This window comes from Flavobacterium gyeonganense, from assembly GCF_029625295.1.
In the GTDB taxonomy this organism is placed as follows: domain Bacteria; phylum Bacteroidota; class Bacteroidia; order Flavobacteriales; family Flavobacteriaceae; genus Flavobacterium; species Flavobacterium gyeonganense.
Genome location: NZ_CP121112.1, coordinates 1,312,333 through 1,332,309 on the forward strand (window position 1 = coordinate 1,312,333; position 19,977 = coordinate 1,332,309).

The 19,977-nt window shown below is 29.9% G+C and carries 18 protein-coding genes and 4 pseudogenes; all 22 read right to left on the bottom strand.

Annotated features, from left to right (window positions below; all coding sequences use genetic code 11):
* Window positions 1–3: 3 nt before the first annotated feature.
* Window positions 4–845: pseudogene (rfbD, locus tag P5P89_RS05690) on the bottom strand (dTDP-4-dehydrorhamnose reductase).
* On the bottom strand, window positions 845–1,393 hold the full coding sequence (rfbC, locus tag P5P89_RS05695) for a dTDP-4-dehydrorhamnose 3,5-epimerase (protein WP_278011112.1): 549 nt from the start codon (window positions 1,391–1,393) through the stop codon (window positions 845–847). The pseudogene rfbD and the gene rfbC overlap by 1 nt, the downstream one beginning before the upstream one ends.
* Window position 1,394: 1 nt before the next feature.
* A pseudogene (locus P5P89_RS05700) lies at window positions 1,395–2,539 on the bottom strand (DegT/DnrJ/EryC1/StrS family aminotransferase).
* The gene (locus tag P5P89_RS05705) at window positions 2,529–2,957 is read right to left on the bottom strand and encodes a WxcM-like domain-containing protein (RefSeq protein WP_278011113.1); all 429 of its coding nucleotides are present in this window, start codon (window positions 2,955–2,957) and stop codon (window positions 2,529–2,531) included. The pseudogene P5P89_RS05700 and the gene P5P89_RS05705 overlap by 11 nt, the downstream one beginning before the upstream one ends.
* Complete coding sequence (locus P5P89_RS05710) at window positions 2,957–3,919, bottom strand: MraY family glycosyltransferase (protein ID WP_278011114.1); 963 nt, start codon at window positions 3,917–3,919, stop codon at window positions 2,957–2,959. Before P5P89_RS05710 ends, P5P89_RS05705 begins: the two co-directional genes overlap by 1 nt.
* A 113-nt stretch (window positions 3,920–4,032) precedes the next feature.
* A complete protein-coding gene (locus tag P5P89_RS05715) occupies window positions 4,033–4,926 on the bottom strand; it encodes an NAD-dependent epimerase/dehydratase family protein (protein WP_278011115.1) in 894 nt (297 codons plus the stop codon).
* Window positions 4,927–5,739 (bottom strand): glycosyltransferase, encoded by an 813-nt coding sequence (locus P5P89_RS05720; RefSeq protein WP_278011116.1) that lies wholly within the window; start codon window positions 5,737–5,739, stop codon window positions 4,927–4,929.
* Between the two features lie 40 nt (window positions 5,740–5,779).
* Window positions 5,780–6,832 carry a glycosyltransferase family 4 protein gene (locus P5P89_RS05725; protein ID WP_278011117.1) on the bottom strand — a complete coding sequence of 351 codons (1,053 nt, stop codon included), beginning with the start codon at window positions 6,830–6,832 and terminating at the stop codon, window positions 5,780–5,782.
* An 8-nt stretch (window positions 6,833–6,840) separates the two neighbouring features.
* Window positions 6,841–7,881 carry an EpsG family protein gene (locus P5P89_RS05730; RefSeq protein WP_278011118.1) on the bottom strand — a complete coding sequence of 347 codons (1,041 nt, stop codon included), beginning with the start codon at window positions 7,879–7,881 and terminating at the stop codon, window positions 6,841–6,843.
* A gap of 29 nt (window positions 7,882–7,910) precedes the next feature.
* Window positions 7,911–8,615, bottom strand: a complete 705-nt coding sequence (locus P5P89_RS05735) for a glycosyltransferase (RefSeq protein ID WP_278011119.1) — start codon at window positions 8,613–8,615, stop codon at window positions 7,911–7,913.
* Window positions 8,606–9,097 (bottom strand): hypothetical protein, encoded by a 492-nt coding sequence (locus P5P89_RS05740; RefSeq protein WP_278011120.1) that lies wholly within the window; start codon window positions 9,095–9,097, stop codon window positions 8,606–8,608. The genes P5P89_RS05735 and P5P89_RS05740 overlap by 10 nt, the downstream gene beginning before the upstream one ends.
* A gap of 60 nt (window positions 9,098–9,157) precedes the next feature.
* Window positions 9,158–10,414, bottom strand: coding sequence for an O-antigen translocase (locus tag P5P89_RS05745; protein WP_278011121.1), 1,257 nt, complete (start codon window positions 10,412–10,414; stop codon window positions 9,158–9,160).
* Window positions 10,411–11,561 (bottom strand): annotated as a pseudogene (gene rffA, locus P5P89_RS05750) (dTDP-4-amino-4,6-dideoxygalactose transaminase). The gene P5P89_RS05745 and the pseudogene rffA overlap by 4 nt, the downstream one beginning before the upstream one ends.
* Window positions 11,549–11,884: a GNAT family N-acetyltransferase gene (locus P5P89_RS05755; protein WP_340696529.1), complete on the bottom strand. Its 336-nt coding sequence runs from the start codon at window positions 11,882–11,884 to the stop codon at window positions 11,549–11,551. The pseudogene rffA and the gene P5P89_RS05755 overlap by 13 nt, the downstream one beginning before the upstream one ends.
* The gene (locus tag P5P89_RS05760; protein WP_278011123.1) at window positions 11,854–12,243 is read right to left on the bottom strand and encodes a hypothetical protein; all 390 of its coding nucleotides are present in this window, start codon (window positions 12,241–12,243) and stop codon (window positions 11,854–11,856) included. Before P5P89_RS05760 ends, P5P89_RS05755 begins: the two co-directional genes overlap by 31 nt.
* A 30-nt stretch (window positions 12,244–12,273) precedes the next feature.
* On the bottom strand, window positions 12,274–12,840 hold the full coding sequence (locus P5P89_RS05765; RefSeq protein WP_278011124.1) for a hypothetical protein: 567 nt from the start codon (window positions 12,838–12,840) through the stop codon (window positions 12,274–12,276).
* Window positions 12,797–13,348 (bottom strand): Wzz/FepE/Etk N-terminal domain-containing protein, encoded by a 552-nt coding sequence (locus tag P5P89_RS05770; RefSeq protein WP_278011125.1) that lies wholly within the window; start codon window positions 13,346–13,348, stop codon window positions 12,797–12,799. Before P5P89_RS05770 ends, P5P89_RS05765 begins: the two co-directional genes overlap by 44 nt.
* A 10-nt stretch (window positions 13,349–13,358) precedes the next feature.
* Window positions 13,359–15,783 (bottom strand): annotated as a pseudogene (locus P5P89_RS21770) (SLBB domain-containing protein).
* A gap of 47 nt (window positions 15,784–15,830) precedes the next feature.
* Window positions 15,831–16,877 (bottom strand): dTDP-glucose 4,6-dehydratase, encoded by a 1,047-nt coding sequence (gene rfbB / locus P5P89_RS05785; RefSeq protein WP_278011128.1) that lies wholly within the window; start codon window positions 16,875–16,877, stop codon window positions 15,831–15,833.
* Window positions 16,878–17,885 carry a mannose-1-phosphate guanylyltransferase gene (locus P5P89_RS05790; protein ID WP_278011129.1) on the bottom strand — a complete coding sequence of 336 codons (1,008 nt, stop codon included), beginning with the start codon at window positions 17,883–17,885 and terminating at the stop codon, window positions 16,878–16,880.
* A gap of 30 nt (window positions 17,886–17,915) precedes the next feature.
* Window positions 17,916–19,199: a nucleotide sugar dehydrogenase gene (locus tag P5P89_RS05795; RefSeq protein ID WP_278011130.1), complete on the bottom strand. Its 1,284-nt coding sequence runs from the start codon at window positions 19,197–19,199 to the stop codon at window positions 17,916–17,918.
* Window positions 19,200–19,514: 315 nt separating this feature from the next.
* Window positions 19,515–19,976, bottom strand: a complete 462-nt coding sequence (locus tag P5P89_RS05800) for a UpxY family transcription antiterminator (protein WP_278011131.1) — start codon at window positions 19,974–19,976, stop codon at window positions 19,515–19,517.
* Window position 19,977: the final 1 nt, after the last annotated feature.

Below are 19,977 nucleotides of genomic sequence, written 5' to 3' on the forward strand. Positions count from 1 at the left end.
AATTTAAAACATCTTCTTTAAACTTTCTTTATAATTGGGAATATCCAAATTATAAACTTTTTTTATTTTTTCTTATCCAATAATGAAAATTCAGGACGTTTTGCCGGAGTTGGATATGATGAAGATGGAATACCTCCTACATCACAATTATAATCTCCAAGTTCTTGGATACTCAACGCAAATTCATACCAGCTTATTTCACCCTCATTAGAATAATTATAGATTCCGGGTAACCATTTTTCGGCTTCCAAAATAAGTATCATGGCTTTTGCCAGATCTGCAGCATAAGTAGGAGAACCAACCTGATCATTTACTACATTAACTGTATCCTTCTCATTCATAAGTCGCTGCATTGTTTTAACAAAATTATTTCCAAATTTACTATACACCCAGGAAGTCCTGATAACAATAGAGTCTGGATTTTCTTTTAAACAAGCTGTTTCACCTGCTAATTTACTGGCACCATAGCTATTTATTGGATTTGTTTGCGCCTCTTCATCCAAAGCTACTGAAGAAGTGCCATCAAATACATAATCTGTAGAAATATGAATTAATTTTACATTATTGTCTTTTGCATATTTCGCTATTAATTCTACTGCTAAATGATTTACTGTAAAAGCCAGTTTTTTTTCTGATTCTGCCTTATCAACAGCTGTGTAAGCTCCACAATTTAAAATTATATTCGGTCTTATTTCATTCAACTGAGTTTTTAGCAGATCCAGATTATCTAAAGTGACCTGAGTTCTGTCTGCAAAGATCCATTCATACTGAGAATAATCAGAGGAAAGTTCTGAAAGTTCTGACCCTAATTGTCCTTTCGCTCCTGTTACTAAAATTTTTTTCATTAAAACAGACTATTACAGTTTTGGATAAAAGGCAAAACCTGATCTTTTTCAGAGACAATTGCATCATTTAGATCTATTCCCCAATCAATACTTAAGGATGGATCATCAAATTTGATTCCGCCTTCTGAACCTTTGTTATAAAATTGGTCACATTTATACATTACAGATGCTGTTTCACTGAGAACAGAAAAACCATGAGCAAATCCCTGAGGAACCAGCAATTGCTTTTTATTTTCTGCAGAAAGTAATATACTAAATGACTTTCCGTAAGTTGAAGAATCCTTTCTTAAATCTATTGCTACATCCATTATTTCTCCTTCCAGAACCCTAACCAGTTTTGTTTGTGCAAAAGGAGGGTTTTGATAATGTAAACCACGTAAAGTATCTTTTTTAGAAAAAGACTGGTTATCCTGAACAAATTCAATATCTATTCCTAAATTTTGAAATTTTGTCTTACTATAAGCTTCAAAAAAATAACCTCTCTCATCGCCAAAAACTGTTGGCTCAACTATTAATAAATCTTTTATAAATGTTTCTTCAATTTTCATTTTAACTATTATAATTATTCAAGAAGTTATGAATTACCTCTTTTATTCTGTCTTTTTCTTGTTCTGTCAGATGAGAGCCAGAAGGCAGACACAGCCCTCTTGTAAATAAATTTTCAGCTACATTACCGCCGTAATAGGGATAACCTGAAAAAAGCGGCTGTAAATGCATGGGTTTCCAAATAGGCCGGCATTCAATATTGGCAGTTTCAAATGCAAGCCTTAAAGTTTTCCGGTTTATATTTTTATTCTCATTAATTAAAATTGTACTTAACCAATAATTAGAAAAAAATCATCATTGGCTGTCTGGAATACTTCTATTTCTTTTACATTCTTAAAGATTTCCTTGTAAAAGTGATTCATCTCTATTCTGGAGTCTATATTTTTATCCAAAATCTCCATCTGACCAAGTCCGACTCCGGCACAAATATTACTCATCCTGTAGTTATAGCCTATTTCACTATGCTGATAATGCACCGCTTCATCTTTTGATTGGGTTGCATAAAAAATGGCTTTCTCTTTTGCTTGTTTTGATTTCGAAATTAAAGCCCCTCCTCCTGATGTGGTTATGATTTTATTACCATTAAAAGACAAAACTCCAAATGTCCCAAACGTCCCGCATTTCTTGCCTTTGTAGGAACTTCCTAAAGCCTCTGCACTATCCTCAATAACTGGAATTTCATATCGTCCGGCAATTGCATGAATTTCATCAACTTTGTATGGAGTACCATACAAATGAACAGCTATAATTGCTTTAGGTTTTTTTCCTTTTTCAATTCTTTCGCAAATTGCTTTTTCAAGGTTCTCAGGGCACATATTCCAGGTTTCGGGCTCGCTGTCTACAAATACCGGAATTGCTCTTTGATATAAAATTGGATTAGCCGATGCCGAAAACGTTAAACTTTGACAAATTACTTCATCATCAATTCCAACTCCTAATGAAACTAAAGCCAAATGAATTGCAGATGTTCCCGAATTTACTGCTGTTACATGCGAGTCAGCACCAAGATAATTTTCTAAAACTTTTTCAAAATCATTTACATTTGGCCCTCCTGAAGTAATCCAGTTATCATCAAATGCTTTCTGGATATACTGTTTTTCAAAACCGCTTTGTTTTGAGAGTGATAAAAAAATTCGTTTATTCTTCATTAATTTGCCAATAATCTGAAGCATAACGAACATCATCTTCTGCGACTGCAGCCAATGGCAAAGTAGAAAATGACATTAATTTTGACCCTGCTTCTAAAGATTCAATTGCATTTGCATAACCTGCAGGGATATGTACAATTTTACTTTCTTCAGTATTCATGATTATAGTTTCAACTTGTAAATCTTTTGAGGGATTTTCCCAGTTATCAATTTTCACAAAGTGAATTTTGAATGCACCATTAATGCAATAAAAATTTTTAGCATCTAGTTTATGTCCTTGCCATGCGCGGATTGGATTTTCATCAGAATTGCTGATGATGTAAAATCTTTCGATGTTCTTAAAACTAAAATCATTTACATAAGAAATAGTTCCTCTGTGATCGGAAAAATTTCCTCCTTGAATTACTTTAGCCTCCATTAACTTAATTTTAAATTCTTTTTTTGCATTAAATAAAATTTAGAAGTATAGATTAAAAATAAAGGAACTATAACTATTACAAATATTACTAAAGTATGAACTTTTTGATATAAAAATATTACCACCGCAGATACTGCTATTTGTACTAAAGCGTAATATAGTGCAACTAATCTGTGCTCAATTTTATATTCGTTGCTTAAAATCTGATATAAATATAAACGGTGAGCTTTAAAAATATTTTGTTTCAGATACAAACGATGCAATATAGTGCACACACCGTCCGTTCCATAAACTGCAAAAAACAAAATCCAGATCGCCGAATTTGTTATTAAAATTAATTTTAATATAAAATAAATCACCCAGAAAGCAATTGCTATACTTCCAACATCACCTGCAAAACACTTCGCTCTTTTTCTATAATTGAAGAACAGAAAAACCAAACTCGCAATCATGGAGTATTTTATAAAAATGCCGTCTGTAAATAACTGAATATTTTTATTGACATACAATAATGACCCCATAATTACCAAAGTGTATAAGCCTGTAATACCATTTATACCGTCCATGAAGTTATAAATGTTTATAAAACCAATTCCTGCAATATAAATCAATACAATAATAAAAAATGACGTATTATTAAAAACTCCTAAATCCAAAAGCAGCAGGGTGAGTGCCAGAAAATGAACTGAAATCCTTATTTTATTTGATAAGCTCTGAATATCATCCCAAAAACTGACTAAGCTGACCAATGTAATGCCTGTAAACAATAAATAATTAGTCTGCATATGTTTTGTAAAATAAATTAGGGCAGAGAACCAAAAAATAATCCCGCCGCCTCGTAATGTGATTTCTGTATGAGAGCTTCTCTCGTTGGGTTTATCGATGATATTAAAATGATTTGCTACCTTAAAGTACAGTAGCATTAAAATCATTAAGAGAAAACCTAATATTGTGTATTGCATTTATTTCATTATTTAAAAAAGCTGATATGCTGATATAACACATCGGATGTATGATATATTCTTATACTTTTAAAATCTGTAGTAAAAACATTAAAAATAAAAATCACCAGTCGCTAAGTTTTAAACGACTCAAAAGTTTTCAACAACCCTGTCCTTGCTTCAACAGGCATTGGCTTTCCTATAGCTTTAACTATTTTCGAATTACTAACCACATAATTCTCCGTTAGTTTTTGTAAACGTTCAGAATTAAGCGGAAGACAAATTTTATCCCCCATATGGGCTAAAAATTTTATAAAATCTGCATTAATTTTCCAAATTTTCGTTTTCTTTCCCAAACTTTCTCCTAACAATTGAATCAGTTCATTGGTAGACAAGGAAATATCATCCGCTACCTGATAGACTCCTGAAGGAACTGATGTATTTTCAAGCAATTCTTTAATCACAAAACAAAGATTTTCAATACTCAAAAAAGAACGTTTATTATCAAATGCTCCCAATGGCCAAGGCCATCCTTTTATAGTCATTTGGTATAACAAATTCAAATTTCCTTTATTTCCTGGCCCATGAATCATACAAGGCCTTAGAATATACACTCGTTTACCTTTTGGCAATTCTTTACTTAATATATATTGTTCTGCTTGACGCTTTGCAACACCATAATGTGTTTTAGGGTTTGGAATTTCATCCTCATTTAATATTCCCTTAACCCGATCTGCTACAGCTTTTACTGTACTCATGAAAATAAAAACTGTCGCTTCAGAAGCCAAAAAACCATCAAATAATTGTTTTGTCAACTCAAAATTGGCCTCATAATAATTTGAAGGATTTGATACCTTTTTTAAATCATGTGCTTTTCCTGCTAAATGAATTACAGCATTTCCATCTATTTCAAAATGTTGATTAGATAAATACCTAGCATTTAAAGATTCTACAACATTTGAGGTCTTTAAGTAATTATGAAGATTCCCTCCCACAAAGCCAGACACTCCTGTAATTATTATTTTCATTTATTGAAATTGAAGCAAGGCTTTTTTATTAATTTCTTTTCTATTTTTATCAAAAAACCACCCCCACTTATTGAAATAAATAATTGCAGATGTAATATAGACCACGAACAATTTCAAACTTTTATTTGCACCAGAATTATATCCATGAAAAACTGAAACTGATGGATAATAAACCGTTTTATAATTTTTATGCATTCTCCTTGATAAATCCCAATCTTCAAAATACATGAAAAATTTACTATCATACATTCCTATTTTTTTAATAGCCTCCATATTGAGCAATGTAAAACAACCAGAAAGAACGGGAGCGTTATATATCTTACTCTGAGCCTCTCGAAGTTCGTAATTATTTATGAATTTTTGATATAGTACTGTATTCTTGCTCAATTTTCTCAGAATAATACTCCAAGGGCTAGGTAATAACTTTGGCAAATTTTGAATTGTTCCGTCTACATTCAATATTTGTGGCATCATCATACCTACAGTGGAATTATTTTTCATATAATTAGCCATTGACTCAATTACATTTACTGTGAAATAAATATCTGGATTAATTATGAAATGATATTCAGATCCCATTTGAATGGCCTTTTCTATACCTATATTATGAGCAGCACCAAAGCCTGGATTAGAAGGATTATGGATATATTCTATGTTTATATTAATATCTTTTAAAACTTCTAGATCCCTATTTAATGAATTATCAATTAAAAATAAATGTAATGATATTTCTTTTTCAAAAATTGATTTAATAGTTCTCGAAACTTCATTTTTTTTGTTATTGTATAGAACTATACTTGATGAAATTTTCATTTTATTATTTGTTTAACTAGATTTATTTACAAATTTCATTCTACTTAAGCATCTTTTCATAAAGTAGTAAGTAATTTTCTGACATATTATTGACACTGTACAGTTTATTAACTTTTTTATAAATGTTTTGTGAAAACATTTCACTATTTTTTTCTAAATTAATAATTGAATTCACCAGTGATTTTACGTCATCTAATTCAAAAAAAGAAACTTCATTTTTAGAAAATAATTCTTTAAAAATTGGAATATTAGAGCATAGTGTTGGTAATGATGCGTTGCCAGCCTCTAATAAACTTAACGGAAAACCCTCTGAATAAGAAGACATTGCATAAAAATCAAAAAACTTAAAATATCTAATTGCTTCCAATCGATAACCCAAAAATAAGATTTTATGACTAATTTTTAAATTAGCTGCCAACTTAACTAAATTGTCTTTTTCTTTTCCATTTCCAATAACAATTAATGCAAAGTCATTTAGATATGGCAAAGCCATTATTATTTGAGCAATTCCTTTTCTTTTTGTTAACAGAGCTGAAATCCCAATAATTTTATATTTCTTTTTTAACTTTATTATTTCTTTTTTATCCATTTCATCTATCTCTTTCAATTCATCAAATTGAAAAAATGGTCTCCCATTGTAAATAGTATGAAGTTTGCTTACTTTAATTTTTTTAGCATATTGATTTCGCATTGTGTGAGTTAAGGTAACAATTGCTTGTTTGGATTTCAAAGATTCAATCCAAATTTTTTCAAATATGGCAGCTATTAGAAAATTATAACTGGACTTCAAATTTTGAAAAATATCCTGATGTAATGTAGATACGCATTTTGCTCTATTTACGCTTTTAGAATGATACCATATATACAAATCAGGTCTTAACATGTGAGTATGTATAATATCATAATCATCAAACTTAATTTTCTCCCTAAAAGATATTCTCGTAGTGGTACATGCCAATTTTAGCTCAGGATTTTCATCAAAATAATATACATCAATGTGATCTACTTTTTTTATTAATTCATTAATGAGATCCTTCACAACTATTACGGGACCTTGATTGGCTAAGCTAGGAATTATAAACGCAATTTTCATATATTCTATTATTTGTCAAATACAAATTGTACCAACGATAAATCTTCCCATTTAGCATGAAAGGCGACAAATGAATAAGCTATAATTAAAAACAAAGTGATTCTTTTATATTTCAAAAAGAATAGTGAGGGAATTAAGACATGTTCTACATTGGAAAAAAGTGTTCCGATTCTTCCCGCTAACAATGCGAAACTATTAAATGCTGAAAGGCAAAAAAACGCGACTAAATAACTCGTTATCATCACATCAAAGCAAGGTACTTTTTGTTTAAAAAAATCATAATTTATCAACAATACAACAATAACTAAAATATGTTTTATTAAAACGGGATTTAACAATCCTAAATTATAATTATATAGTTCATCATTCAAATAATAATAAATTATTTGAAGGTTTGTTATTTCTAATATATATTCAAAAAAAGTCTGATTTAAAACGCCTCCTATTATCATACCTATTAAGAGTACATAGATAGCTCTCTTAATGCTAAACCAAGGGTATAGAAAATAAATAATAATAAAAAAATATCCTACAAAATGAAAAAGCCCTGAAAACAATACTATAAATAAAGTTTTTAAAAAATTTCTATTTTCAATATAGGGGATACTAAACATAACTATACCTATAGCAAGAGATGAACGTATTTGCATCATATCTCTTAATATAAAAGCATGTGAAAAATAAATGAGTACTGCTAAAAATATAAAAGGAGTATATTTCTTCAAAAACAGAAACATTAAACCAACACTAAAAAAAGCAAAGAATAAAACAAAAAACTCCCATGAAAATCCCAACATTTTAAATCCATAAGCTAAATACCTATAGTTAGGTTCCATATTCATTGCAGACTCGCCCCAGTTTGGAGCTTGATCAAAACTCGCCATGTAAACCCCGTAATCTCTATCACCAAACCGAAGCCCACATATTAAAGCCAATATAAAATACAACAATATAGCTATTGATAGTTTTACTTTCGCTACAAGTTTTATGTAATCAAAAAAAGTAAAGAAAACAAGCAGTATATATAATACTATTAATACCTTAAGCATGATAAAGTTTAAATAAACTAGGAATCATTTTAATGTCGGGTCAAAGAAAAAGATTTACCATTTTTTTTAATTTTGTAAAGTAACTCGTGCTTTATTAATGAAATTAAAATCAATAAATTTGTAATCCAGTTACTTTTCCATGTCCATCTTTCAGAACTTTGTATCATTTGCATGAAAATCATGGACGATTTTTCTATATCAAAATCTTTCGATCTATTTCTTGCTTTATTACATTGTTCATAATAATCTTTTAAATCACTATTTTTCAATTTCAATATAAAATCTTTTATATCAAGCATTTTAAAATCTAATTGTTTTTCTTGATAGGAATAAGTATTTGTATCATGAAGAAATCCATAACTTAAAGCTTTTTGCTCATTTTCAATTCCAATCAAGGAAGGAATTCCACAAGCAGAAGCTTCTATTAATGCTGTACCGGCACCAATAAACATTAAAGAATTATTTATCTTCTCCTTAAAAAGACTATACGGTATTTCATTATGAAAAAACACTTGTTTTTCTAACTTTAGCTGCTTCACTAAATTCATCAGATTCTTTCTTTCTATTCCATCACCATATGATTCATAACGAAGAGAAAGTCCTAAGTCATTAAATTTTTTGACAACTTCAATCATATGATAATTATACATTTTCCAAGGAGTTAAGCGACCAATAGAAACAATTCTGTCGTTCTGAACACCTGAAAAATTACCAAAGTATTTTTCTAATTCCACACCAATTGGGGCGATATAAGCATTCGTAAACTTATTATTGTACTCTTGATTATAAAATTCCTTTGAAATCTCATTAAAAAAAGCACATTCATTCCAGGTATTAACTTTAATAAATTCCCCATCTTTCTTCCAAAAAAGTATGCATTGAACTTATTGAAATTAAATTCATTGATATGATAAACTCCTGTCGTAACCGGAACTTTTAATAGGTTAATTTTACAACTGAAAAAAATTGAAAATACATCTGGTGCATGTATATGGGATATGTCATTTAAAATGTCCCTTTTAATTTTATTTACCTTTATTGGAAATAATAATTTAAATACAGCTTTGTTTTTTTTAACAAAATCAGGTATATATAAATAATCATCGAGAAAATATATATCAGCATTAACTTTTAATTCTTCTAATAAAGTTTTGTCAACTTTATTAGAATAAAATAAAACCTTTACATGAATATTTTTTTTTAAGCCTTTTAACAATTTTAACGATGAATAATTCTATTCCTCCTATTGGCAAACCAAAATAAACAAATAAAATCTTCATAAAACGTTAAATTTTTTAATATAGTTTTTCAAATAAAATAATCCAATAATAAAATAAATAAAATAGGAAAGTGCATAAGCGTAATTAGCCCCTAAAGTTCCGTAAATAGGAACAAAAAAATAAGAAAGAGAAACAATAGTCAAAAACAAAATAGTTTCAAGTATCAAATAAATTTTAACACTCTCTTTAAACACAACTAAAAAGCCAAACACAGAGCATAAAACTTTAAAGGCATCACCTATTGCTTGCCAAACCAATAAATCCTGGGCAGGTTTAAAAGATACATCGAAAAAAATACTAATCAGGATTTCCCTAAAAAAAAACATAGATAGTATATAAACTAAAAGTAATGATCCAAGTATTAAATAAGCTTTATTAATTAGTTTTTTTAATTCAGTATGATTACATTTTCCAATTTCAGGAAAATAATAATTAACCATTATAACATTCAAAAATATCACTCCTGATTCTGAAAGTTTCAGAGCTGCTTGCCAATATCCCACATTACTCCAACTATTATTGATCAAAATTAAATCCCTAACAAAAACTTGGCTCAATGGGAGTAAACAAGATGAGAAAACAAGCATTACAGAATGTCTCAACAAACTTTTTACGGTATCATATTTTAGATCAGAGAAATATAAAATTGTAATTTCTTTTTTAAATTTTACAAAATAAAGAAATAAAAGAATTAGCCCCGGAAAAACTGATAAAATAATTAAACCTAACATTGAGCCTATTTCCTTAAAATAATAAACTAACAGCGTTAAGATAAGAGTACCAATAATAGAAGATATTATTGTTATAAATGAAAAGTCTTTTGAATATTGCCTTCCATTTAAATACCCTCCAAAAATCACAGAAAACAAGTTGAAAAACTGAAGAAATGCAAGGGCTTTAATTACAATTGAATATTCACTAGTCTTAAATAATTGAAAAGAAATAAAATTTGAAAAAACAAATAAAAAAAAGAGAAGACACGAAAAAACAAATCCTATCCAAAAACCCGCAGAAATAACATGACTCATCTCGGTTTTAGAATCTTTATTTTTGGAAATATTACTAATCACACCATTGGTTATACCTAATCCAGCTGTTAAAGAAATAATAGATATGATACTCATAAATTGTCCCAAGACCCCAAAACCATTACTACCTATATAATAGGCAATTATTTTTAAACTTAAGGCACCTAATATAATTTTTAATACTGTTGAAATTGCTAAATAAAAGCTTGATTTTACAACACTCATATCTGACTATTATAGAAAACATTAATTTTTTCAATTATAAAATTTACTTCTTCATTTGATAAATCATAATATAAAGGCAAACGAATTAAAGTATCTGAATATCTATCTGAATTAGGCAGGTGTTTGTTTGCATAATGGGGATAATTCTGTTCATAAAAAGAACTTTTATGTAAACTCAAATAATGGAATACTGCTAAAATATTATTAGCCTTAAAGTATGACAATAATGCCGTTCTCTCGCTTATATTTTTAGTTTCGATGTAGAACATATGACCATTGTTTGTTGCATAATCCGGAACACAAAATAGCTTGATGCTATTTTTTTTGGCTAGCCCATCTAAACCTTTAAAATAAATTTCAGATATTTTTTTCTCCTAATTTGAATTAAATCAAGATTTTCTAACTGTGCCCAAAGAAACGCAGCAATAATCTCAGAAGGTAAAAAAGAACTTCCGGTATCCACCCATCCGTACTTATTTATTTCTCCTCTAAAAAAAGAAGCCCTATTTGTCCCTTTTTCCCAAATAATTTCAGCTCTGTCAATAAAACGCTCGTCATTAATTACCAATAGTCCTCCTTCTCCTGAAATTATATTCTTTGTTTCATGAAAAGAAAAAGCTGCCATATGACCAATACTCCCTAATGGTTTACCTTTATAAAATGAATCTATTGCCTGCGCAGCATCTTCAATTACCAACAAATTATATTTATTTGCCAAATCCATAATAGAATCCATATCACAAGCCACTCCGGCATAATGAACAGGAACTATAGCTTTTGTTTTAGCAGTAATTAAACTTTCTATTTGTGAAACGTCTATATTAGGGGTGTCAGCTTCACTATCTATAAAAACTATTTTAGCTCCTTGCCTTATAAATGCCAACGCAGTAGATACAAAAGTATATGAAGGAATTATAATTTCATCACCTTCTTTAATATTTGATAAAATAGCTGCCATTTCAAGCGCATCAGTACAAGATGTAGTAAGCAAGCATTTTTTAAACCCATATTTATCTTCAAAAAAACTTTGACATTTTTTTGTAAAAATACCATTGCCTGATATCTTTCCTGATTCAACAGCTTGATTTATATAATTTGTTTCTTGTCCTGTTAAATATGGTTTATTAAAAGGTATTATAAATTCCATAAATGGTAAATATTTATTGATTCTATTATTTTAAAATTTGCTGATTTATATAAACTCATTGCTGGTATATTGTCTAACTGCGTTGTAACTCTAATTTCATCAAGTCCTGCTTCTTTTGATCTGGAAATTGATTCAACAATTAATTGCTTCCCTATTCCCTTTCCTCTTGATTCCTGAGAAACAGCTAATAAACTAATTTCAACAACAGTTTCACTTTTCTTTATTAATGTTATAAACCCCTCTATAAGATCATCAATAACAGCAACCAATACATCAAATTTAGATTTATCCGTTAAGGAATTCTCAATCCATCTGATATACAATCTTTCAAACTCTTGATTAACGAAGTTTTTATCAAGAAAAATCTTGAATATTTACCACTTTGTATTGCTAATTCCTTTAATCTGTCAAAACTATCTCTATTTATATCGAATGACCGAATTAATATATTTTTATTGCTTTGTAAGAAAAACGTTTTTTGGGATAAAACTATTTTTTTATCAATTATTCTAATATTAGGAATATCAATAATATTTTTAGAAAAAATATAAATTAATCTAAACTTAATAGATTTTTCTATAAAATCAGATGTAGTCAAATCATTAATATCCTCAATCTGTATTCTACCTACTTCATAACCAAAAAAAGAGGAATCCCAATCTAATCGTTCAATTACATTCATAAATACCTTTATTGATTATCTTAAAATTATTTAAGAATTAATTATGGATTTTGTTATTATTCTTTTAAAAACTAAAATTAATGTAGCAAAAAAAACAGCTAAAATCAAACCAAAAACAATTCCTTTAAACTTTCCAAACTTATCATTCATTAGAGGTAAAATAGGCCTGTCAATTACCTGAATCAATGGTGTTTCTTTTCTTAAAGCCACTTTAGCTAATTCAGTTTGTTTAACTAACTCTGTTAAAATAGCTGTATTAGCCTGAACATCAACTTGTCTTCTTATAGAAGGAGAACGTTTAACATTTAGTGCAGGATTCAAATTAAATGTTCTGTCATTAGCCACCGCTACTCCTGAAATTGCACTATTTAATGCACTGCGAATAGAGTCTGTTTGTCTCTGCAAAATATTCATATTGCTTCTTGCCTTCTTAGTTTTAGTTGTTATATAAAATTGCCCTACTTGTCTCGCAAGAGCCTCACAAAAATACTTGGCAAATAGTTCATTTGTAGAAAGTACATCCATACTAATGATATCTATTTTTTTATCTTTTTTAGAAACAAACAATTTTTTTTGATAAATCTCTATAAATTTCACCTAAAATACTATCATGAACTCGAGTAAAACCTTTACGATTAATGATAGGCAAAAATTGAATATCTTTAATCTTAGGTTCATCTTTCCAATTTTCTCGCCAATTTTCATTTTGAATGTACATTTCTGCCAAAGAAATGTTTTTTCCATCAACTAAAACAGATGTCAATAATGTATTTTCTACCATGCTCCGGGATTTAAATAATTCCGCTAAATTAGAATCCGAAAAAACACTTCCTCCTGTTCCTCCAATATCTAACCCAAATGAACTTGCTAAGCCTAACGCTCCTCCTAATCCCGTTGATTTCTCATCTTCTAATGCAAAAGACAAAGTAGCTGTATAAACAGGCTTTTTAATAACTGAATAAGTCAATCCCAAACCGGCACCAATTATAGCAGCAATTAAAATAATTTTCCATTGCGAAACTAAATAGCACCACCATTCTTTTAATGTCACTAATAATTCTTTCAATGAAACTTCATCCTTTTTAACTGGTAAACTATTTTCCATAAAAAATTAATTATTTAAAAGCAGTAACAATTAATAATGCTAAACTAGTAATTACACTTCCTATGCTAACCCATTCTCCCGTAGATATTTTTTTAGTTTCCGGCTTTTCAGGAACTACAATCTGGGAATCCGGTGCTACTTTAGGGTATGATCTAAAGAATAGAAATGACCCTGTCACTGCAGCTTTCCCATTAGGATAAATAATATAAGCTTTTTTCTTCCATCCTTTATTATCAACACCCCCAACTGCATTTATATAATATCTAAACCCTTTGCCATTTCGATAAGGGATTTCGGAATTAAGTAAAACACTTCCCGTAACTTTAACCCCTTCATTCAATATCGAAATTTCTATTTCATCATCTGGAAATAAAGTCACATTAGAATAATGATCTTTATCTTTCATAATTTTTTTCCAATCTACAGGAATGGTAACATATTTCAACTCCTCTTTTAATTTTTTTGCAAGATCTTCCTTTAAGGTATCATTTTTAGCCAGGTTCAGATCAACTCTTTCTATTTGATCAATTTGTTCTTGCTTAATAGGTCTTTTAATTTTCATCCCTTCTAAATTAGCAACAGAAGTTAATCCACCAGCGCGCATCACTATATTGTAAACAGATTCTTTTTTGTTTGCTAATACGTATTTACCCGGATAAGAAACTGCTCCACTAATTGTTACCATTTGTGGTTTTTCATAAACTGCCATTCTTCGAATATTAATAACATCAAAAGGTTTTAATACAAAGTTTTTAACCTGTTCATTATTATCCGCAGTAATTTCTAATTCTACCAATTCTATGCGTTTTGGATTAGCATCGTCAATTTCGTCAGATTTAATCATTCTGGCTATTTCTACTCTTTTTGAAGCAGAACCTGTTAAACCTCCAACCTGAGCTACTAAATCATTTAATGTCAGATTATCATAAAATGGATATTCGCCCGGATTTTTAACTTCGCCATCAATTGTAACTTTATATTCTTCTCTAAAATCTAAAATTGAATATACTGTTACTTCGTCTTCTCTTTTAATTCGATATTGGCATTCAGATCTCCGGCTAAAGCATTTTCTAAATTTACATTTACTATTTCGGTTGTTAAGTCAGACTTTAAACGAATAATTCTAGCTCTTTTAGTATAAGCATCTTCTTTAAGCCCTTCTGCCCTGGCTATTATATCCGAAACTCTCATTCCTGCATTATAAGAATAATAATCCGGTCTAAAGACGGCTCCTTCTATTTTTATACGATTTTCGAACCTGTTTAGAATTTTAGTAATTCTGAATACGTCTCCTGATTGAGGTATGTATGTAGAAAATTCGCTTTGATTAATATCATGAACCTTAAATTCTTTTCCTGTCTTCTGTAAAACATTTACTGATGCCGTATATGCAAATTCATTAAATCCTGAAGCAAAATTTAATAAATCAGAGAATTTTTCCCCTTTTTTCATCTCAAAAATCCCAGGTCTTTTAACTTCACCTTCTACAGTCACCCTTTGAGTATAAACCGGAATTCGTATTACGTCGTTTTCTTTTAAAGAAACATTATCAGACTGATCTCCTTTGACTAAAAAACGATAAATATCAATGTTTTTATAAACTTTATTATTTCTTATTAATTCGATATTTCTGTAACTGCCATTTTTCCCTGGACCTCCTGCTAAATGTAATGCATTGTAAACTGTTGCCAGAGATGAGATCGAATAATTTCCAGGTTGCTTACCTCCTACAATAGTTATTTTGATAGTTCTGATTCTGCTTAAACTTACACTTACCTGAGACTGACCAGATCTTACTGTGCTATAAACCCTTGCTATTGCGGCTTTGATTTTTTGTGTTGCGGCTTCAATTGATATTCCGGCCACAGAAATTTGACCAACATACTGAATAGTAATTTTTCCTTCAACACTTACCGGTATGCTGGCATTATATTCCTGCACACCGTAAACACTTACCTGAAGCTCATCTCCTGGACCTAAAACATAATTCATCGGAGTAGCGAGATTAGAATCTGGCTCAAAATTTAAAGTGGGATTATCAAATAATTCAGAACCAAAAATTAAAGCATTAACAGAATCTTTAACTTTATTATTTACAATTTTTTCCTGAGTACGTCCTGAATCTTTTTTATTTGTAGTACTCTTTTTTTCTTCCTCTTTTTTATTCAAAGTACTTGTAACCATACCTTCATTTACCCTTACTTTTAACTTAGAAAATTCAGCTGCACTCATACCTTTTGATAGTATCATCGGTTCAGCCTCTTCAATTGTCATATTGTTACTTTTCAGTTGAGTTCGTATTTTAGCAATATCACTATCAGACAAATAATCTACTTTTACAGTACTCAAATCACTTGATTTCATTAAGTCCTGAGCGTTTAACTGAAAAGAAAAAAAGTAAAAAACAATAAAAGAAGAACAGTTACATTTTTCATATTTTAATAATGTTTTGATTTTGATAAAAATTCAATCAGCAATTGTTTTATGAATATTGTTTTTTATAATAATCTTTATAGGAACCAGAAGTAACGTTTTTTAACCATTCTTCATTATTCAAATACCAATTAATAGTTCTTTCTAAGCCTTCTTCAAAAGTCACAGAGGGCTTCCATCCAAGTTCTTTATTAATTTTAGAGGCGTCAATTGCATAACGGAGATCATGACCCGGCCTATCTTTTACATAAGTAATTAATTCTTCAGATTTACCTTTTTCCCTTCCTAATTTTTCATCCATAATCTGGCATAATAATTTAACCAAATCAATATTTTTCCATTCATTAAAACCTCCGATATTATAAGTTTCATGATTTTTTCCTTCATGAAAAACTAAATCAATTGCAATAGCATGATCCTCAACAAAGAGCCAGTCACGAGTATAATTTCCATCTCCATAAACAGGCAATGGTTTATTATTAATAATATTATTAATAAAAAGCGGAATTAGTTTTTCAGGGAAGTGATAGGACCCATAATTATTTGAACAGTTTGTTAAAACATAAGGCAAGCCGTATGTTTCCCCATAAGCCCTTACAAAATGGTCTGAACTTGCTTTTGATGCTGAATATGGAGAATTAGGGTCATACGCAGTAGTTTCTGTAAAAAGCCCTTCATTCCCTAGAGAACCATAAACTTCATCTGTACTGATATGATAAAATCTCTTCCCATCAAAATTATCTTTCCATTGCTTTTTAGCAGCGTTAAGCAGATTCATAGTTCCAATAACATTTGTCTTCACAAATGCCAATGGGTCTTCGATTGATCTGTCAACATGAGATTCTGCCGCCAAGTGAAGTACGCCTTCAAAATTATGAATTGAAAAAAGTTCATTAATAAAAACTTCATCAACAATATCTCCTTTTATAAAATTATAATTAGGTTTGTTTTCTATATCTTTAATGTTTTCCAGATTCCCAGCATAAGTTAAAGCATCTAAATTGTAAATTTGATATTCTGGATATTTATTTACAAAACGTCTGACCACGTGTGAACCAATAAAACCAGCACCGCCCGTTATAAGAATTTTTTTCATTTAATTTAATAATTCTGAGTTTTGCTTTTCTAGCGCACTATATATATCTTTTACATCCTGAGAATTTTCTTTTTGCAGAATCAAATTAGCTGTTTCTGTATAAACAAAAATCGTATTCTTTAATCCCAGAAAAGTTGTATGTTTATCACATCCAATAACCATGTTACCATTTTTATCAACAGAATGTCCTTTTGAAACCAGATAGTCATAAACTGATTCAAAAGAACCTAAATCTGACCAGGAGAAAGATGCCGGAACAACTTTAATTTTTTTACTGCGCTCCATGACAGCATAATCTATACTAATTGATGGGATTTCCAAAGATGCATCTAAATCTAAAAACCCTTCTTTACTTGATTCCCAAACTACTTTGGATTTTTCAAAGACCTCAGGCTGAAATTGTTTTAATTCATCCAAAAGTACACTAGCTTTAAAGCAAAACATTCCACTATTCCATAAAAAATTACCTTTTGCAATAAAATCTTTAGCAGTTGTTTCATTTGGTTTTTCTCTAAATGAAATCACTTTATCCCCTTTTGACTCAATATATCCGTAACCCGTTTCTGGTTTGGTTGGAATGATACCAAAGGTTACAATAAAACCTTCCTTAGCTTTTAAAATCGCCTGATTTATGGCATTAGTATAATCCTCCATTTTATCAATAATATGATCGGACGGAGTGACTATTAATATATCATCCGGATTAGAGGCAAAAGCTGCAAATGCAATTGCTGCAGCAGTATTTCTGGGAGTAGCTTCAACGATATTGATATATGAAGTTTTAGATTTCTCCATTACATTACCGCTTAAATGATGATTATCAACATTCCCAATCACCATTACCTTATTTGCTAAGTAACTGTTTCGTTCAACAGTCATTTCAAATAAAGATTTTCCTTCAAATATTTCCAAATATTGTTTAGGCTGGCTTTTACGGGAAAGAGGCCATAATCTGCTACCTACACCTCCGGTTAGAATAACATGTGTAATTAAATTATTTTCGTCCATAATTTATCTAAATAAAAAAAGAGTTCAAAACTATAATCTATTATCTGCTATAGTTCCTAAAACTCCTTTTACATCATATATTAAACTGTTTGCTTTTTGAATTTCCAGAAAATTTATCTTTAAAAATTCTGAATGTGCAACTCCTAAAACTATAGCATCAAATTTGTCTTTTGGCAAAACATTGGTAGTCTTTAGTCTGTATTCTTTTTCAACCTCTTCAGTATTTGCTAAGGGATCATATATTGTAACGGAAATTCCATATTCTTTTAATGCTCTTATAACGTCAACAATTTTAGTATTTCGAACATCAGGACAGTTCTCTTTAAAAGTTACTCCTAACATTAACAGCTCGGCATGATTTACTGAAATACCTTTTTTTATCATTAATTTTACTACCTGAGATGCTATGTATTCACCCATACTGTCATTTAAACGGCGTCCTGCTAAAATTATTTCAGGATGATATCCAAATTCTTGTGCTCGCTGAGCCAAATAATAAGGGTCAACACCTATGCAATGCCCACCAACTAAACCGGGTTTAAAAGGAAGAAAATTCCACTTAGTTGCTGCAGCTGCTAATACCTCTTGTGTGTCAATATTCATTAGATTAAATATTTTGGCAAGTTCATTAACAAAGGCAATATTAATATCACGCTGAGAATTTTCAATAACCTTAGCAGCTTCTGCCACTTTTATTGTTGGAGCAAGGTAAGTACCTGCAGTAATAACCGATTTATAAAGCTTATCAACTTTCAAACCTGTTTCGGCAGTAGATCCTGATGTAATTTTCAGAATTTTCTCTACCGTATGTTCTTTATCCCCTGGATTAATCCTTTCAGGAGAATATCCGGCAAAAAAATCTATATTAAATTTTAACCCAGATGTTTTTTCCAAAACAGGCACACATTGCTCCTCTGTTACGCCAGGATAAACAGTAGATTCATAAATTACTATATCTCCAGCCTTTAATACCTTACCTACTGCCTCACTCGCTTTATACAGTGGAGTTAAATCTGGGCGATTATTCTTATCAACTGGTGTTGGAACTGTTATTATAAAATAGTTACAATCAACGATATTAGCTATATCTGAAGTACAATATAGTCCTTTTTTATCATTTGGCGTGCTAATTAATACATTTTGTAAAACAGCATCTTCAACTTCCAATGTCGTATCAACTCCTTGTTTTAAACTTACAATTCTTGATTCATTAATATCAAAGCCAACTACTGGATATTGAGTAGCAAATAAACGAGCCAAAGGCAAACCTACATAACCTAATCCAATAACGGCTATTTTTACGTTATTATTCATATTTTTCCTTGATTTCGTTTATCACATTGCACAGCTTCGCATTTCAAAGTCACATATGTGATATGAATATGGAGAATTCAAATTTCAGCAAATATAGTACAATAAGTCAATTTTATCAACCCTCAAAAAATCTTATACTCAAGCTAATAATAAAATAAATGCTAAAAGTCTATTACCCAACAAATAAAAAAAATTCTTACGAAAAAAAAGTAAAAAATCACTAAGTTTAGTGTTTTTTTACTTTTTTAATTTTTCTTTATTTTCTAAATAATAAAAATCTGTAAACAAAAATGAATTTCTAAAATAGACAACGTTTCATGTATATTTAATTTTTAAAATGCATCCTAAAGATTCCAATACAACAATACAATATGTATTTGTCACCTCTTGAACAATTGCATTTTGACTACTAAAAACACCTGTTTCTAATTTCACTTTATCTCCCTTTTTGTAAGGCACGACAGAAATATTGGAAATATTGTTATTTGAAAGACTTTGTTTAATCGTTAAAATTTCTTCATTTCGAACAATCGCAGGTTTACCCAACCAAAATAAATAACGAACAACTCCTGCAACCTGAAAAACAGAATTTCGATCTAAGTCTGTCAATTTAACAAAAACATACGAATTAAAAAGAGGAACTTCAATTTTTTTTCTATCAGACCATTGTTTTATTTGAGTAATCAATGGACAATAGCATTCAATATCTATCTCATTTAATTTTTCTGCTACTTTTTTCTCCCATTTAGGTTTCGTATAAACAACATACCAATTCATA

Excerpts from the sequence above, each read along its gene's own strand:
- rfbC (WP_278011112.1), bottom strand. The coding sequence starts at position 1,393 with ATGAAAATTGAAGAAACATTTATAAAAGATTTATTAATAGTTGAGCCA.
- P5P89_RS05705 (WP_278011113.1), bottom strand. The coding sequence starts at position 2,957 with ATGGAGGCTAAAGTAATTCAAGGAGGAAATTTTTCCGATCACAGAGGA.
- P5P89_RS05710 (WP_278011114.1), bottom strand. The coding sequence starts at position 3,919 with ATGCAATACACAATATTAGGTTTTCTCTTAATGATTTTAATGCTACTG.
- P5P89_RS05715 (WP_278011115.1), bottom strand. The coding sequence starts at position 4,926 with ATGAAAATAATAATTACAGGAGTGTCTGGCTTTGTGGGAGGGAATCTT.
- P5P89_RS05720 (WP_278011116.1), bottom strand. The coding sequence starts at position 5,739 with ATGAAAATTTCATCAAGTATAGTTCTATACAATAACAAAAAAAATGAA.
- P5P89_RS05725 (WP_278011117.1), bottom strand. The coding sequence starts at position 6,832 with ATGAAAATTGCGTTTATAATTCCTAGCTTAGCCAATCAAGGTCCCGTA.
- P5P89_RS05730 (WP_278011118.1), bottom strand. The coding sequence starts at position 7,881 with ATGCTTAAGGTATTAATAGTATTATATATACTGCTTGTTTTCTTTACT.
- P5P89_RS05745 (WP_278011121.1), bottom strand. The coding sequence starts at position 10,414 with ATGAGTGTTGTAAAATCAAGCTTTTATTTAGCAATTTCAACAGTATTA.
- P5P89_RS05760 (WP_278011123.1), bottom strand. The coding sequence starts at position 12,243 with ATGAATGTAATTGAACGATTAGATTGGGATTCCTCTTTTTTTGGTTAT.
- P5P89_RS05770 (WP_278011125.1), bottom strand. The coding sequence starts at position 13,348 with ATGGAAAATAGTTTACCAGTTAAAAAGGATGAAGTTTCATTGAAAGAA.
- rfbB (WP_278011128.1), bottom strand. The coding sequence starts at position 16,877 with ATGAAAAAAATTCTTATAACGGGCGGTGCTGGTTTTATTGGTTCACAC.
- P5P89_RS05790 (WP_278011129.1), bottom strand. The coding sequence starts at position 17,885 with ATGGACGAAAATAATTTAATTACACATGTTATTCTAACCGGAGGTGTA.
- P5P89_RS05795 (WP_278011130.1), bottom strand. The coding sequence starts at position 19,199 with ATGAATAATAACGTAAAAATAGCCGTTATTGGATTAGGTTATGTAGGT.
- P5P89_RS05800 (WP_278011131.1), bottom strand. The coding sequence starts at position 19,976 with ATGAATTGGTATGTTGTTTATACGAAACCTAAATGGGAGAAAAAAGTA.